Below are 17,678 nucleotides of genomic sequence, written 5' to 3'. Positions count from 1 at the left end.
GAAGTTGAAATTGCAATAGATTTGATAAATTGAATTTTAAACATTAAAGAAATAACACTATGACTGATAACCAAGATTTTACCGACCACACACCAATGATGCGCCAGTATCTAAAGTTGAAAGCTGAAAATCCTGATATTTTGCTATTTTATCGTATGGGGGATTTTTATGAGATGTTTTATGAAGATGCTAAACGTGGTTCACAGCTCTTGGATATTTCACTAACCAAACGAGGCTCATCTAATGGTCAACCTATTCCGATGGCAGGAGTACCTTACCATGCGGTTGAAAGTTATTTAGCCAAACTCATTTCACTTGGTGAATCAGTCGCAATTTGCGAACAAATTGGTGATCCAGCAACAAGTAAAGGACCGGTTGAACGTAAAATTGTCCGTATTGTTACTCCCGGTACTGTAAGTGATGAATTATTGTTAGAAGATCGCAAAGACAATTTGCTTGCTTGTATTTGGCAACAAAAAGAGCACTTTGGTTATGCAACTTTAGACATGAGTTCTGGCCGTTTCTTTGTATTTGAATGTGATAATCCCGAAGCAATACAAGCAGAATTACAACGGACCGCCCCTGTCGAATTACTCTATCCAGAAAATTTCGAATCGATGTCTTTGATTGAACATCGCCATGGTTTAAGACGAAGACCAATATGGGATTTCGATCTTGAAACGGCAAAACAACAACTTAATTTACAATTTGGTACTAATGATTTAGTTGGTTACGGAGTTGAGAATTGTCATTATGCATTATGTGCAGCAGGTTGCTTATTGCAATATGTCAAAGATACCCAACGCACAGCTATGCCTCATATTCGATCAATAATTAAAGAATCGCCTGTTGATTTTGTAGTCTTAGATGCAGCTACCAGAAAAAACTTAGAAATTACTGAAAATTTATCGGGTGGCACTGAACATACCGTTGCCGACATTTTAGATAAAACACAAACCGCTATGGGTAGTCGAATGCTCAAAAGATGGTTGCATTCACCAATACGCAATCTATCTATCTTACACAATCGGCAACAAGCAATAAGTGAATTACAAAATAATATTATCGATTTACAACCGTTATTAAAACAAATCGGTGATCTTGAACGAATTTTGGCAAGATTAGCATTAAGAAGTGCACGTCCGCGTGATTTTGCTCGATTACGTGATGCCTACAACCTTTTACCACAACTTCAGCAATCATTGTCAGAATTTAAGGCACCTGCACTCATTGCATTGAGTGCTAAAATCAATCAATTTGATCAAATAGCCGATCTATTAAATCGAGCAATTATTGAATCACCACCAGTAATTATTCGTGATGGAGGTGTCATTGCTAGCGGTTATAATCAAGAGCTGGACGAACTGCGTGATTTAGCAGATGGTGCAACCAACTATTTAGAACAGCTCGAAATTCGCGAGCGTGAAACTTTAGGCATTGATACATTGAAAGTTGGTTTTAATGCGGTTCATGGTTATTACATCCAAATTAGCCGTGGGCAAAGTCATTTAGCACCAATCCATTATACGCGAAGACAAACACTAAAAAATGTCGAACGCTATATTATTCCTGAGTTAAAAGAGTACGAAGATAAAGTTTTAACATCTAAAGGGCGAGCTTTAGCTCTAGAAAAACAACTTTATGAACAACTATTCGATCAACTGATGCCATCATTAGCTGATATGCAAATCAGTGCTGATGCAATTGCGGAACTTGATGTACTAACCAACCTTGCTGAAAGAGCCTTGACGCTTAATTATTATTGTCCAACCTTAACCAATCAAGCAGGTATTGAAATCAAAGATGGCCGACACATTGTAATAGAACAGGTATTACAAAAGCCATTTATTGCCAACTCATTATCATTATCACCAAATAGAAGAATGCTAATTATAACTGGTCCAAACATGGGTGGTAAAAGTACCTATATGCGTCAAGCTGCATTAATCATTCTACTTGCTTATATTGGTAGTTTCGTTCCTGCCTCTAAAGCAATCATTGGTCCTGTTGATCGTATTTTTACACGGATTGGTGCTTCCGATGACTTAGCTTCGGGACGTTCAACCTTTATGGTGGAAATGACTGAAACCGCTAATATTATGCATAATGCGACACCAAATAGTTTAGTTTTAATGGACGAAATTGGGCGTGGAACGTCAACTTATGATGGTCTGTCACTAGCATGGGCATGTGCTGAAAATTTGGCTAACCAAATCAAAGCGATGACTCTATTTGCTACCCACTATTTTGAACTAACTCAATTGCCAGAACAGATGCAAGGTGTTTATAACATCCATTTTGATGCAATAGAACATGATAATACTGTCGCCTTTATTCATGAAGTCTCAGAAGGTGCTGCAAGCAAGAGTTTCGGTATAGCGGTAGCAGGACTTGCAGGAGTACCTAAAACCATCTTAAAACGCGCCAAACAAAAACTAAAAGAGCTAGAAGTCATTTCTAAACAATCAGCTAATAGCTATGTTGAAAGCTCACAACTTACCTTTATTGGCGATGCAGAACCATCAGAAGTCGAACTAGCCCTACAACAGATCGATCCTGATGCACTAACACCAAAACAAGCGTTAGAAACCATTTACCAATTAAAAAAATTACTTTAACTAATCAACAATGATAGTAAATTAATCAAAAACCGCCATTAAATTAATAGTGGCGGTGATAATTTTAGAATTTTGGTTTGAATTATTTCCAAAATTTCTTCTTGGAGGTTTTACCAATACCTGGATTGAAACTATTAGTTGGATCTAACTCATGGTAAAAGTTTTTCAAATCTGAATTAGCATGATACAAATGGCCAACATTATGTTCAGCTGGATATTGCGCTCCACGCTGATCAAGTATCACCAACATCTCCTCTTCCACTTTAGCACAGTCAGTACCTTTTTTTGCCAAATAGTCTTGATGGAACACTGAACAGAAAAAATGACCATAATATAACTTATGAATAAAATGCTGACTAATACTTTCAGGCAAGGTTTCGAACCAATCTTTATCATTACGTCGCAAAGCGATATCTAACGCGACTAAATCCTCAACCGTTTTAGTATGCACATTACGATAAACTGTCGCCGCACCAGCAACGGCAAAACGGTGCAACATTGCGGCTTCTGCCTCTTTATCATTACAACGAAAATAACTGCCATTACGTTTTTCCGTTGAACTGGTAGCAAAATAGTCCTGCAAAAATGCCTCAGCTTCAGCTATGCCTCCATCAGACATTTTTAAAATCAAATGATGTTCATAACGATCACGATAATCACGCATCGATTTTGGCAAATGATTTGGCCACAATTTACAAACAGTCACGGCAAATTTATCGGAAAAACTGCCCGAAATGAAGGGAATTTTACTCATTATTCGATCAACAAAATTCTTCAAAGCATACATGCGAGGTATGTTATCGGTGCCCAATTTTTGGATCGCTAAAAATAGATGTTTACCATATACTGCAGCTATATCAAACGCATCTCGATGAATATACTCACCAGATACTGGTAAATTTTTAAATTGTCCTAAAATATGACGACGAATATCATCCAGTTCATTGGTATTATTCGTGCCAATATAAAACACTGCAGTATTTTCTTCTAATGGAAACGTATCTAATCGCACCGCAAATACCATTAACCGCCCTGCACTACCTGACGCTTCGTAGTGACGAGCTGGATCTGCATTATATCGAGCCGGCGTATCAGCATCGATTTGTCGCACATGATCACAATAATGGTGATCATGCCCTAAACCTGCGTTCGGGTTAACATCTTTATCGGTATAAACACGATTTTGTAGATTTTGTAAAATATCTTCAGGCGTATCGCCTAACTCAATACCTAAATGATTAACCAAATGTAACTGCCCTTGCTCGTCCAATTGAGCAAATACTGCCATTTGAGTATAAGCTGGCCCCCGTTGAATTAACGCACCACCCGAATTATTACAAACGCCACCTAATACTGAAGCACCAATACAAGACGAGCCAATCACTGAATGTGGTCCACGATGATATTTTTTTAGTTCTTTTTCTAAATGAAATAACGTACTACCCGGCAAACAGACAACCTGATCGCCATTTTCAATTACTTGAATACCATCTAATCGACGGGTACTTACAATAACTATCGGTCTATCATAATCATTACCATCTGGCGTTGAACCACCTGTTAAACCAGTGTTAGCTGATTGAGTTATTACAATAACATCAGCTTCAACACAAGCTTTTAAAACTTGCCACTGCTCTAATAGTGTGCTAGGTATAACCACCGCTAATGCATCCCCTAGGCCAAAACGCGCACCTTGGCGATAAGGTAAAGTACGACTTGGATCAGTTAAGGTATATTTATCGCCAACAATACTTTTTAACTTTTCAACAAGGCCTGATGTACTATTATTCACTGTCATTTTGGTTCCCTTATTTAAATTAGAATTAGACAAATATTCAACTCTTCCTGATCATATTATAACCAATTAAATTTATTGAAAAGAGCACATTACACTTTACAGAGAGAAAGAACAAAACTGACACAAAAAGCTAAAAGGAATAAAAATAAAAGATAATTATTAGTGTATAGAGGTGGTATAAAGAATGAAGATTAAAGTTTTATTGAACAATGCATACATTTTTGAGTTTTAAAAATAGCGTTCCTCAACTTTTTTTGCTAAAAAATTCTTTTAGTCGATAAAAATACTTTCCTAAAAAAGCAAATATACGGTGTTGGTTACTATTCTTTTTTAGTTTTTTAAATTCTTGAACTGATTTTATTAATGGTACATCTGTTTTGAATATTTTTTTCGGTTTCTTTGGCTTTCTAATATTTTTATTTTGTATTCGATTTTCAATAACGCCAACAATACTAATCATAATAACAAATAATATGATTAAAAATTCAGAAAAAACAAAGAAAAATACCTGTTCACTATTGCCCCTAATAGTATAAAATCTTGTTGATACTACAGCTGCATAGCTATCTGTGATAGTCAGCAAAAATAGCATGAGAAATAAAAAAACACTTTTCAAATTTAACATTCCTTTGTCACTATATTCTTAAGTGATGACTGAAAATAAGCATACAACAAAGTATAAAATTTGCATATAAATTAGATAATTTTAGATTGTATTTCATTAGAAAAATCATTTAATTTTTCCAATTATATTATATAGGTTATGCAGATAATTTAAACATTGTTGTATTATAGATTTCATAACTTCATAATTAAAAAATATAGTTTAATCGCTTCAATATCTCGTTCGTTTCGTATCGGTGCTTTAATGACCTTATATATCGGTGGACAAGTAGGATTTAAACTCCGAATAATTGAAGAAACACCTGAAGAAGAAAAAATTGAATCGACATTATCGTTATTAGACGGTCAATAACGAATTACTTCAATGTATCAAATAACTCTTCGCAAACAAATTGTTGAAACAAGCACACCTAAAAGTAAAAAGTTAAACGCAGATTTATATTGATAGAAAAAAGCCTTAGATTCTAATATAGATAGAGAAGAAGCAATTATAAATATTGCTGAGGATAAAAATTTGAAAAGAACAAGAAGATTAACTCAGATTTAATTCTTTGTACATTAACTATTTAATATATTAAAATTTAAAATAAATATTTAATGGTTCGGAATATAATAACTAAATTTTATATTAATATGATGAAAAAACTTTATTTATTGATTATTTTCTTTTTTCTATTTTATTGTAGTAAGTCTGCAATTGCCGAACAAAAAGCTATTGATTTAAATCCTATTAAAGAAACATCAGTAGTGACAGAAAAAAATACTCAATCTCAATATATTTCTTATGAAATGGTGAAAAATTTATCCTTAGATGATGCACTAGAAAAATTTCCTTCCTATGAAAAAGAAACATATATTTTAGGAACTGATGAAGGTCCAATAACAGAATTTAGGATAAGGCTGCTAAATATTTTCAAACCAGACGAAATTGAGCAGCAGGAAATTAAAATAACCGAAATAACTTGGCAAATTAATGCTGAAGAAAATTTAACAGTTTGGTATCATCTACAAAAAGATCAATGGTTACCTATAGATCATTATATTTGGCATAAAGATTCTCTGTTTTAATCTGTTAAAAAATAGTTTGCCACCAATGACGACCACTATCTACAATTTAATAAGAGATCCATTTTATTAGTAAATGGATCTTAACGCTAAATTATAGAATCAAAAATCAAGTATAAAAAATACTAGAACAACGTAGTTTATCTTATAATCCGAAATGCTTTACAAAGCGGATAGAACACGCCATCACGTTCAATTTCATCTTAATAAAATTCAATTATTCATTTTCAATCACGAGTTTGTAATCTTTTGCAATAATATCAAAAATATAATCATAAGTTTGTAATACATAGTGTTTATGATCTTCGCTTATCTTAGAGGATATGCTGCCGTTTTTTAACTCTTGAATTAAACTAGAATTACAAACTAAATCAAAAGATGAATCTAATTTTTTTTCATTTATATAAAGATCTAATTCGCAACACTGATAATAAATAACATCAGAAAAAGAAAAAATATATGGAATAAAATGTTTGTCAGAATTTATATCCGTTAATGAGGAGCTAAATTCACCTTTAAAAATACAACAATATTCTGCACCAAATATCTGTCTAAATTCATCCAAATAAATAGCATCTCTGCCATAAATAATACCTATCTCTTTGGTCTTAATAGCTCTATATTCCATAATATTAAATCATCCAGTTTTTAATTTTTTATATTAACTTAATATTAACAAGCACAAAAGTGCAAAAGTCAGTAGATAAATTTTGCACTAACAGAACTCATTAGCTGTAGCCGATTGCATTATAGAAAATATAAAATTGTACATTTATAGGATTAAAGCATTTTATTCCTGCAAATTCCTAATCAACCAGAATAATTAAGTAAATACAAAAATTTTGCATATCTTTATATTTTTTGGGAATAAAACTTTCTAATCCAATTTTGGATGCTGATCAACCAGTTCTTGTCTTTTATTTTGTAGTTCTTCGATCTGTTGATCAATATCTTCTACTTCATCTTCAATAGAATCAAAATGTTCAGATAAGAGAGCTTTGGCTTCATAGCGATTAGCCGCAGTTGGAGTCGTACCGTGCAATGGTTTTTTAGCTGTTTCGTGCATTGCAAGACCAGTAATAACACCAATAAAACCTATCATCATTAAGTAATAAGCTGGCATAAATAAATTGCCGGTTGATTCAACTAACCATGCCACTAGTGTTGGTGTTAACCCAGCAACAATAATCGCAATATTAAAAATACTGGCGATGGCACTATAGCGAATATTAGTTGGAAACATTGCCGGCAATATTGAAGTGATAATTCCAGTAAAACAGTTTATGAATAACGCTAAAATAAATACGCCTAAAAAGACGAGTGGAATATGTTGGCTATTGATTAACACAAATGCAGGATAAGATAAAAGGAGTAAGCCAATACTACCAATCAATATAAAGGGTTTGCGACCTATTTTGTCACTTAATAAGCCAATTATGGGTTGAATAATTAACATCCCAACCATAATAGCGATAATAATTAGCAAGCCGTGCTCAGTATCATAATTTAGGTTATGTGCTAAATAGCTTGGCATATAAGTTAATAATAAGTAAAAAGACACATTAGTCACAATGATCAATCCAGCACAAATTAAGATATGTCGCCAATATTGGCTAATAATTTGTTTTAGCGCAGTAGTTGATGATGTTTCAGCTATGTCAGCTGATTGCCTAGCCTCAAGGTGCTGTTGAAAAGTTGGGGTTTCTTCTGAGATATGATGCAATATAAAGCTAATTATACCTAAAGGTAAAGCGATTAAAAATGGGATACGCCAGCCCCAACTGTACAAAGCCGACTGACTAAGTAGCATAGACAAAAATACTACTAGACCTGCCCCTAAAATAAATCCAACCATTGAACCAAAATCAAGCCAGCCACCAATAAAACCTCGTTTACGATCTGGTGAATATTCAGCAACAACCGTTGCCGAACCTGAATATTCGCCACCTATTGAGAAACCTTGCGCTAATTTAACAATTAATAACAGAACTGGTGAGGTAACACCAATAGTTTCATAAGTGGGAATAAGCCCAATACCAAACGTACTTAATGACATTATCACTAAACTAATCGATAACACTTTTTGACGGCCAATATTATCACCAATTAAACCAAAAATAATGCCACCTAATGGGCGAATGAAAAAGGGAATCGAAAAAGTCGATAATGCAGCAATAATTTGCACACTAGGAGATACATGAGGAAAAAATATCTGTCCGATAATATAAGCCAAAAAACTGTAAACCCCAAAATCATACCATTCAATAGCATTACTAAAAGCCGATGCCCAAGTCGCTTTTTTTAATTGATTATCATCAATAATGGGAATATCAGTAATGTCTAACGGTTTATTATTCGTTTTATTCACTTTTGCCATAAAATACCGCCTTTTAAATTAATCAATATCAAGATTTAAATCCAAATAATTAACTTTAATTAGCTACTATGCCAAACAGCAGTAGTTATCATTACCCGACTTGACTTACTTTTTGTTGAAAGTGTACGATTCTTATTAATAGAAGACCATATCACAATGATTGATACAGTAAAAAAGATAAAATCGTAAAGTTGTAAAAATGTATAATAAGTAACACTGACAAATAATTAGCGTTATCTAAGTGACTAGATAAAGAATTAAGATAAAACTTTAATCACATATAATTGCAAATTTAGTTTTGTTTATACGAATAATACTCCAAAGAGTATAACCAAAATTATATACCTAAAATCAGCAAAAATAACGCTCTTATCATACTATTTTATCATTTACTTTTTTAATCAAGTAATGGATGTCTATTGCTAGTAACCTTATCTATAATCCTTTAAAATAATATAACTTAAACTGATGAGGTATTCCCTATGCGTTGGAGAAACCAAAGAGAGAGTGATAACATTGAAGATCGCCGCTCACAATCAGGAAGTGATATTGGAACAAGGATTCCAATTGGTGGTAAAGGTAAAATTATTTTATTTATTGTCGTGTTAGTTGCTGGTTATTACGGCGTTGATTTAACTGGCTTACTGAATAGCAATCTGATTGATTTAGACGATACCACATCCATATCATCAACATTGCCTGTTGATAATAGTTCTATAAATAATAATGCAACTAAATTTACCTCAATTATCTTGGCCAGTACTGAAGATTATTGGAGTCAAGAGTTTCAACAATTAGGTAAAACCTATATTGCACCTAAATTAGTACTTTATAATGGTGCAACTCGAACTGCTTGTGGCACAGGTCAAGCAATGACGGGGCCATTTTATTGTAATCTCGATCAAACGGTTTACCTTGATCTATCATTTTATCAAGAGATGAAACAACGCCTTGGAGGCGGTGGTGATTTTGCTCAAGGCTACGTGATTGCTCACGAAGTAGGACATCATGTACAAAACTTACTTGGGATTTTTGCTAAGGTTGAACAATTAAGGCAAAATCAATCTAACGAGACCAATAACCAGTTATCAGTCAAACTTGAATTACAAGCCGATTGTTATGCTGGATTATGGGGAAATGCCATGCAAAAACAGAATATTTTAGAAATGGGTGATATCGAACAAGCCCTAAATACCGTACAAGCAATTGGCGATGATCGCTTACAACAGCAAAATAATGGTTATATAATTCCTGATAGTTTTACTCATGGTTCATCAAAACAACGTTATAGTTGGTTTAAACGTGGTTTTGATAGTGGAGCAATTGATCAGTGCAATACATTTATTCAATAAGGAAATTAAAAAGGAAATAAGTATGTCGAAAAAATTAGTCAACCGAGTTTTATTAGTTAATGATGATGGAATTGATGCACCTGGGATCCGAATTTTAAAAAGTATTGCTGAAAATATCGCCAACGAAGTTTGGATAGTTGCACCAGTTGTCGATCAAAGTGGTGTTTCTTGTTCAGTTAGTTTGAAATCACCATTTCGCGTACAAAAACGTAACCAAACAGAATATGCAGTTTATGGCACACCGGCTGACTGTTCGTTATTTGCCATCAAATCATTAATGGCAGCACAATTACCAGATTTGGTTCTATCTGGGATTAACAATGGTTCAAACTTAGGCTTTGAAACTGTATTATCTGGAACCGTTGGCGCAGCAATGATGGCTATGACACTCGGTGTGCCAGCAATAGCATTGAGTCAAGTGAGTAGTGAGGACAATATACCAACAGATTGGCATTGCTCAACTCATCTTGCTGAGTCAGTAATAAGGCAATTGCTATCCCTAACGACACCAAAGAATACTTGTTTTAATATTAATTTTCCTAATTGCCGAGCAGAGCAAATAAAAGGAATTAAAATCACCAAGCAAGGGACTGCTGATGTTAGCAAATTTGTAGTTGCTGAAACACAAGATCCTGAAGGTCATGAATATTTTTGGTTTAGAGCACAACGCAATCAAAATGTGCTTGATGATGATAAGGAGCTTGATGCAGCCAATAATGGCTATATCGCGATTACGCCATTACATTATGAACGTACTGATTACGACTTTTATCAACAAATAAAAGCTACATTTAACGTTTAACTTTTTGTTTTATGGAATTATTGCGTCTTCCTTGATTAGCTAAATAATCAGGAAGACGTAAAATATAAGTATAAAGCTTTTGAAATTATTTCTTAACCAATGCACAAAAGACAAAAGAAATAGTAACCATCACTAAGCCAATCCAATAAATTATTTCATGACCATATGCTTGTGATGCAAAACCTTGAATAATCCCAGCCAAAATAACACTACAAATAATGCCATTATTAAATAAAGTTGAAGCAACCCCCATTCGAGTTGGTAACAAATCTTGGAAATAGATAATACCAATATTGGCAACGATGCCAATAAATAATGCGTTAAAAATCTGCAATACATATAACATGGTTGGGTCAGTGAATAAAATCATACCAACATAAAATAAAATTCCGCAAATGATAGCGATAAAAAATAGATTGCGCTTACCTAATGCTGGTACCATATACCCTGCAATTATCATTACTGGAATCTCAATCCCTGCAGCCAGCCCCATTAACGCACCAGGTAATGAATCAGAAAGATGCAATACCTTTTCAACATAAATTGGCATATCGATAATATACATCATATTAGCAGTCCACATAAAAATAGTAGAAAGTAGCAAACACATCACATTACGATTAGTAAAAATTGATTGATTAGCGGTAGCTAACTGACCAGGACTAAGTGAGCTGATTGACTTCTTTTCTACTGGTGGTAAAAAAACTGCTACTACAAACATGGATATGATAAACATCGACATCGCACATAAATACATTGAGGTAAAACCATAATGGATAGCTAAACCAAATGATAATGGCGGACCAATAACCCATGCCAAAGATAATTGCGCTCTAATCAATGAATTAAATGCAACGGCATTACGGCCACTTTTTTCAGCATATTCTCGCGCCATAGCAAAAACTTGTGGCATGGCAGCCGAAGCTAACGCTGCAAAAAATACGCCTAATGTAATTAATACATAATAGTTACGTGAATAAGCAAAAATCAGACTATTTGCTAATCCCATCAAGCAACAAAAAATAACAATCTTACGTCTGTCACCTTTGTTGTCTGAATATTTGGCTAACAAATAACTACCGATAATACTAGCTAATGCATTAATTGAGAAAAAGATACCTACCAAACGAGGATCAGCACCCACTTCAAATGATAAGAAACGACTTAATGTGGGTGATTGCAATGCACCAGCCACACCAATAATAAATGTAGTCACTAAAAAAGCGCCAAAAATTACGCCCGATTTTCGAAGAGATGAAGAAGTCATAATAGGAACTTAACAATTTGATAATGTGCGATAATTATATCCCTAAAAGGGGTGTGAATATAGGCTTAAGTTTGATCAGTAGCTAATTATTCAAGCAATAGTTAATATTAATAATAAAATAAATTTGTGCTAATGATTTTTTCACCACTAAATAAACCATCCTAGTTTGAAACCAAAACCTAATTACACCGTTATCCTTTCAATCGATTTTCTCCAATTCATTAATTAACCAAATTTCTATGGCATTTCTATAATATTATTAGGTGATAACTTAATTCAGCAATAAATTAGCTATCTTAAGTTAAACCTTGCTTGGGTAATTGCCAAGTTAATAAAAAAAGCAAATTGCTCGTAAGTAAGATGAAATTTATTAACTAAATCAAATTGCAAAATTAAACGATCAATGCCATTAAGTTTGCCATCAAACGCAGAGAAAACAATTGTTATTGCACTGCCATTAGCTTTTTATATCATTGGATCTTCGCCAAACTAAATAACCACTTGAGCAAAGTCGCCAGCAAATTTAAATCCTCATGACTTAGGTTTAGATTTCTTTTCTACTATAGAATGACTTTTTCTTTGATGATTAAATAATTGTAGTAATAAAGGATAACAAACGAGTTTTTTGAGAAAAGTTCCTAATTTTAATTAGAAAAATAGAAAAAATTTAATATTTTTAATCTTTCAAAATCCCCGTTCCTCAAAATTTTTTAAACATTATTTCTATAAAAAATTTGAGACAAAGAAATTTCGGTATCTTAATCATCATTGAATAAATAGGTAAGCGACATGGTTTAGTAAAACTAAAATAATATATAAACTGGGTAAATTACAGAAAATATATTATTAATTGAATTATTTTTTATTATTCAATTAATCTAGTATTTACTAAACCATGTATGAAACCAATAGATTGATAGTAATCTCTTTATCAACAATAAGTTAGCAAATTTTTACTTTAATCGAATTGATTTAAATCAATTTTATTGACAGATCCTGAATAAATTCATAAACAATTTCAACAGAAAATATCTCGACAACAACAAAAATTCATGATTATTCCAATCTTTGGTTAGAGAACATCCATGTTAATTAACAAAAATACCTTTTTTTGTACTGGTTAGTATAAATAATTTATTTTTTTTTACAATTTTAGTTTTAAAAAAATTGTTAAGATATGTAAATAAATTTCAAAATTACTATTCCATTTTCTTTATTATGTTTTACAAATTTAGTTAAAAAAGATTTCTTTTTGTTTTTTTGAGTGTACAATCAAAATCATCCACAAAAAGAGGTAACGTTATGTTATATAATAACAAATCCACCAAAACTCACCATAATAATCACGACCATTGTCATGGAGATTGTCATAATATTGCTCATAATCATACACATAATTCCCAACATACTCATGAAACAAATCATGAACAGGCTATAGGACATTGTTGTGATGGGCATGATCATAATTCATCACAACAGTGTGAAATTGAAGATCCTCCCGAAGATCCTGAACGGAGCAGTCAAGATGTTAAGCTTACCTGGAAAATTCAGGGTATGGATTGCGCACATTGCGCAAGTAAAATCGAAAACGGTGTAAAAATACTACCTAATATAAATCAAACCAAAATTATTTTTTCTACTGAAAAGTTAATTGTTTTTGTTCCTAAGCATGATGATGCAGTAATAAAGATGATTGAAGACAAAGTCACGGAATTGGGATATACCCCAATTTTTGAATCAACCCCTAACCATGTTCATCACCACGAGCATTCACATAATTTTGATAAAAAAGCATTTATTCCGTTAGGTATTTTAGGCATATTAATTGTTATTAGTTATCTTATTTTGTTGATGAACCATACAGTTGGAGAGTATGCGTTTATAGTGACAGCTGTTATTGGGATAATCCCAATTTTGAAACAGGCTATGGTGTTAACCCGTAGTGGTACACCGTTTGCTATTGAGTCTTTAATGAGCATTTCGGCGATTGGTGCGCTGTTTATTGGTGCCGCCGAAGAAGCCACCATGGTCATCTTTTTATTTATGATAGGTGAAATGCTTGAAGGCTTCGCCACTAGTAAGGCCAAAAAAGGAATTTCGTCACTGGCAGAATTAATGCCTGATGAAACAGTGGTTATCATTGATGGTAAAAGAAAAACCGTTGCCAGTCATACATTAAAACCTGATGATATAATCGAAATTTCCTCTGGTGGACGATTACCTGCTGATGTTGTTTTGATTAGTGAACAAGCCAGTATTGATGAGAGCGCTTTAACTGGTGAATCAATTCCAGTTAATTACTTAAGTGGTGACAAAATTTTAGCTGGCTCGTTAGTGGTAGATAATACCATTCAACTTAAGGTAGTTTCGGAATCAGGACAAAATGCGGTCGATCGCATTTTGCAATTAATTGAAGATGCAGAGGATCGTAAAGCGCCAATTGAGCGGTTTATTGATAAATTTAGTCGTTATTATACTCCAGGCATTACACTATTTGCTTTATTAGTGGTAATAATTCCACCATTATTGATGGGTGCAGACTGGTATACATGGATCTATCGAGGATTAACATTATTATTAATTGGTTGTCCTTGTGCATTAGTCATCTCCACACCAGCAGTTATTACTTCTGCCTTATCTAGCGCGGCTAAATATGGGGTATTGATAAAAGGTGGTGCCGCACTTGAACATATTGGTTCAATCAAAATGCTGGCATTCGATAAGACGGGTACCTTAACCGAAGGTAAACCACAAGTAACAGATGTAATTAACCATCAATGTTCCATAGAACAGTTATTATCTATTGTTGCGGCTATTGAAAGCGGATCACATCATCCGCTTGCGAAAGCTTTAATTGATTATGTGAGGCAAAAACAGATCCCTTTTTACGAAGCAAATAATCGTAAGGCAATTGCTGGCGTTGGCATTCAGGGAGAGCTTGATCAACAAACTTATTTTGTCGTGTCACCAAATAAGATTGAAACAGTAGCAAACGCACTAAGTATTGAAGATCTGCAAACGATCAATCAACTTGAAGATAATGGTAAGACTGTAGTAGTCGTCACAACTGACCAACGATTATTGGGAATTATTGCTTTACAAGATGTACTACGAAATGATGCTTTGCCAGCTATCGGTGAACTTAAACGACTTGGTTTACAAACCTTAATGTTAACCGGTGATAATCAACGAGCAGCAAAAGCAATTGCAGGTCAATTGGGCATCGATTATCGTGCAGAGTTACTGCCAACTGATAAGTTAGCAAAAATTGAGGAGATTGGACGCAATACTTCAATTGCGATGATTGGTGATGGAATTAATGATTCCCCGGCAATGAAAGCTGCAACTGTCGGAATAGCTATGGGCAGTGGTACTGATGTTGCACTTGAAACTGCTGATGCAGCACTGACTAAAAACAGTTTATTAAGTTTGCCAATATTAATACGCCTAGCCCGTTTTGCTAATCGTAATATTAAACAAAATATCACTATTGCATTAGGTATTAAGCTGATATTTTTAATCACCAGCTTATTTGGCGTAACTGGACTTTGGTTAGCTGTGTTAGCCGATTCGGGTACCACCGCGATTGTTACCGCTAATGCCTTGAGATTATTAAGAGTTAAAAAATAACAAACAATTAAATGGTGCCCCATTACAATTAAATGGGGCTATTTTATACAGTGCTAGTCATCACTTCTTAATGAAATTTCCCCACCAATAAAAGTATTAGTTTTACCATTTTGTTCTAAGATTAATGCACCTTGTTCATTTATTCCTTTAGCAACACCTCGAATGACATTATCACCAATTAATAGTTTAACTGGACGATCAACAAAATTGTCGAGTCGTAGCCAATCATCAAGAAATGGTGCTAAACCATGTTGTTCAAAGTCAGTAAGTTTTGATGTTAAGTTCTTGACCACTTTGGCCACTAATAAATTGCGGTCAACTTTACCTAAGTTAGCCCATTTCTGATTAACAATATTAGGATCGGGATTAGTCATCATTAAATTGACACCAATACCAATAACAACATGAGCACAGTCACCTGTTTTACCAGCAAGTTCAACTAATATACCCGCAAGTTTTTGATCATCTAGATACAAATCATTAGGCCATTTAACTTTGATATCTTGACCAGAAATTGCCCTTAACGTATCAGCCATTACAATACCAACCACTAAACTCAGTCCCATAGCAGCAGCAATGCCCTGATCGAGTCGCCAATACATCGAAAAATAAAGATTACTGCCAAATGGTGCGAACCATTGACGCCCTCGCCTGCCTCGGGCTTTGGATTGAAACTCGGCAACACAACTGTCACCCGTTGTTAATCTTTCTATATTATTTAATAAATATTGGTTAGTCGAATCAATGATAGGCAACACTTCGACGTGACTATCTGCGCCATAATAGTTATCGATTTTAGTTTTATCGAGTAAGTCTATAGGTGATGCTAAGCAGTAACCTTTACCTTGTACAGAAGATAAGGTAATCCCCCACTCTCTTAGTACTTTGATATATTTGTTGATACCCGCACGAGTAATACCAAATAGATTAGCTAACTCTTCACCAGAATGAAACTCTCCATCAGCTAATATATTAATCAGCTTCAATGGATTTTGGTTACTGCGCATTAAATCCCTCACTTTTTGACTAACAATAAAACAACAAAATATAGTGAAATTATAGCAAAACTGATGAATAAATAAGTATTGCTTAACTTATCCATTATAAAGGCTATAACCGCTGGTGCAACTAAACTACCAAGAGTATTAGTTAATAACATCGCTTGATTCATTGATACAATTTCTTGTTTGCGTACACACGAACAAGCCCACGCCATAGATATTGGATAAATGGTATAAATGGTTGAACCTAATAAAATAATGGCTAATACGCCACAAACATTAAATATCAGCAAGCTACAAGCAAACATCATTAAGATTGATTCGACCAGTAGCACTATACGCCTTCCAAACTTGTCAGCACACCAGTTGGCAGGCATTTGGGCAATCACACCAGAAAGGATCAGCAATACCATCCAATTTGCTACTTGATTATCAGTATAACCTAAGTGAGAGTAGTAAGCAGGCATTAGTGAATAAAGTGATCCAATTAACATACCAGCAATAGCACAACCAATTAAACCAACTCGAGAAGGTTTGTATAATATCATTGGCATAATATTAAAACTGCTTTTTTTCTTTTTCGGCAATTTATAGTGGGTTAGCAATATAAATAAGATGGCTAATCCCATTAGTACGGTAATCACTAAACCAAAATAGAGTACGTCTTGCGGAAAATATTGTAGCAATGCTTGTCCTAATACAGTACCTAAGTAATAGGTAGTCAAATATACAGCAAGCATTTTCCCTCGTGTGCGTACTGTACCTGTGACTAAAATACAACTTTCGATCACAACCCATGTGACAGCACAGGCAATACCAATAAAAAATCGCCATATTGCCCAACTGTAAAAATCCATAGAGAAACTTAAACCAATTGTCGCAATCGCAAAAATGATGCAACTGTAGGTATAAGTAAATCTGGCGTTAAATCGGCTAATAAACCAATTTGCCATAATCGTACCAAGCAAGTTACCCGTGAAATAACTTGAACCAACTAAACCTATTTGTCCAAGCGAAAAATCTTCACGGACTAGCCAAAGCGGTACTTGCGTATTGAGTGCCGATAAAGCAATGGTAACAAATAATAAACTTGTTAATAAAATAGGAAATGAATACGAATGTTTCATAGTTTTATTGTTTATAA

At 33.9% G+C, this 17,678-nt stretch carries 12 protein-coding genes; 5 read left to right on the top strand and 7 right to left on the bottom strand.

The window, feature by feature from the left end; genetic code table 11:
* Positions 1–59: 59 nt before the first annotated feature.
* Positions 60–2,618 (top strand): DNA mismatch repair protein MutS, encoded by a 2,559-nt coding sequence (mutS, locus tag AC5LWZ_RS04975; RefSeq protein WP_294892340.1) that lies wholly within the window; start codon positions 60–62, stop codon positions 2,616–2,618.
* An 82-nt stretch (positions 2,619–2,700) separates the two neighbouring features.
* Here mutS and dld read toward each other — a convergent pair whose 3' ends face one another.
* The gene (gene dld / locus AC5LWZ_RS04970; RefSeq protein ID WP_493464080.1) at positions 2,701–4,416 is read right to left on the bottom strand and encodes a D-lactate dehydrogenase; all 1,716 of its coding nucleotides are present in this window, start codon (positions 4,414–4,416) and stop codon (positions 2,701–2,703) included.
* 244 nt (positions 4,417–4,660) lie between these two features.
* A complete protein-coding gene (locus AC5LWZ_RS04965) occupies positions 4,661–5,032 on the bottom strand; it encodes a hypothetical protein (RefSeq protein ID WP_198221797.1) in 372 nt (123 codons plus the stop codon).
* Positions 5,033–5,673: 641 nt separating this feature from the next.
* Here AC5LWZ_RS04965 and AC5LWZ_RS04960 point away from each other — a divergent pair.
* The gene (locus AC5LWZ_RS04960; protein ID WP_493464079.1) at positions 5,674–6,108 is read left to right on the top strand and encodes a hypothetical protein; all 435 of its coding nucleotides are present in this window, start codon (positions 5,674–5,676) and stop codon (positions 6,106–6,108) included.
* A gap of 214 nt (positions 6,109–6,322) precedes the next feature.
* On the opposite strand, the gene AC5LWZ_RS04955 is transcribed toward AC5LWZ_RS04960, so the two are convergent.
* Positions 6,323–6,733 (bottom strand): hypothetical protein, encoded by a 411-nt coding sequence (locus AC5LWZ_RS04955; RefSeq protein ID WP_493464078.1) that lies wholly within the window; start codon positions 6,731–6,733, stop codon positions 6,323–6,325.
* 249 nt (positions 6,734–6,982) lie between these two features.
* Positions 6,983–8,482 (bottom strand): glycine betaine/L-proline transporter ProP, encoded by a 1,500-nt coding sequence (proP, locus tag AC5LWZ_RS04950; protein ID WP_493464077.1) that lies wholly within the window; start codon positions 8,480–8,482, stop codon positions 6,983–6,985.
* A gap of 482 nt (positions 8,483–8,964) precedes the next feature.
* Between proP and ypfJ the strand changes: the two genes are divergently transcribed.
* Both ypfJ and surE read left to right on the top strand, forming a co-directional pair.
* Positions 8,965–9,834, top strand: a complete 870-nt coding sequence (ypfJ, locus tag AC5LWZ_RS04945; RefSeq protein ID WP_493464076.1) for a KPN_02809 family neutral zinc metallopeptidase — start codon at positions 8,965–8,967, stop codon at positions 9,832–9,834.
* A gap of 22 nt (positions 9,835–9,856) precedes the next feature.
* The gene (surE, locus tag AC5LWZ_RS04940; RefSeq protein ID WP_181414685.1) at positions 9,857–10,636 is read left to right on the top strand and encodes a 5'/3'-nucleotidase SurE; all 780 of its coding nucleotides are present in this window, start codon (positions 9,857–9,859) and stop codon (positions 10,634–10,636) included.
* Between the two features lie 85 nt (positions 10,637–10,721).
* On the opposite strand, the gene AC5LWZ_RS04935 is transcribed toward surE, so the two are convergent.
* Positions 10,722–11,903, bottom strand: coding sequence for a sugar efflux transporter (locus AC5LWZ_RS04935; RefSeq protein ID WP_110448257.1), 1,182 nt, complete (start codon positions 11,901–11,903; stop codon positions 10,722–10,724).
* Between the two features lie 1,302 nt (positions 11,904–13,205).
* On the opposite strand from AC5LWZ_RS04935, the gene AC5LWZ_RS04930 reads away from it, so the two are divergent.
* Positions 13,206–15,533 (top strand): zinc/cadmium/mercury/lead-transporting ATPase, encoded by a 2,328-nt coding sequence (locus tag AC5LWZ_RS04930; protein ID WP_493464075.1) that lies wholly within the window; start codon positions 13,206–13,208, stop codon positions 15,531–15,533.
* Between the two features lie 53 nt (positions 15,534–15,586).
* Here the strand turns inward: AC5LWZ_RS04930 and birA are convergent, their stop codons facing one another.
* Both birA and AC5LWZ_RS04920 read right to left on the bottom strand, forming a co-directional pair.
* On the bottom strand, positions 15,587–16,540 hold the full coding sequence (gene birA / locus AC5LWZ_RS04925) for a bifunctional biotin--[acetyl-CoA-carboxylase] ligase/biotin operon repressor BirA (protein ID WP_198199219.1): 954 nt from the start codon (positions 16,538–16,540) through the stop codon (positions 15,587–15,589).
* Between the two features lie 8 nt (positions 16,541–16,548).
* A complete protein-coding gene (locus AC5LWZ_RS04920) occupies positions 16,549–17,661 on the bottom strand; it encodes an MFS transporter (RefSeq protein WP_110448260.1) in 1,113 nt (370 codons plus the stop codon).
* Positions 17,662–17,678 lie beyond the last annotated feature (17 nt).

The sequence above is a fragment of the Gilliamella sp. LMG 34362 genome (assembly GCF_984569125.1).
The sequence above is the reverse complement of the archived record's forward strand: the minus strand, read 5'-3'. Positions and strand labels throughout refer to the sequence as shown.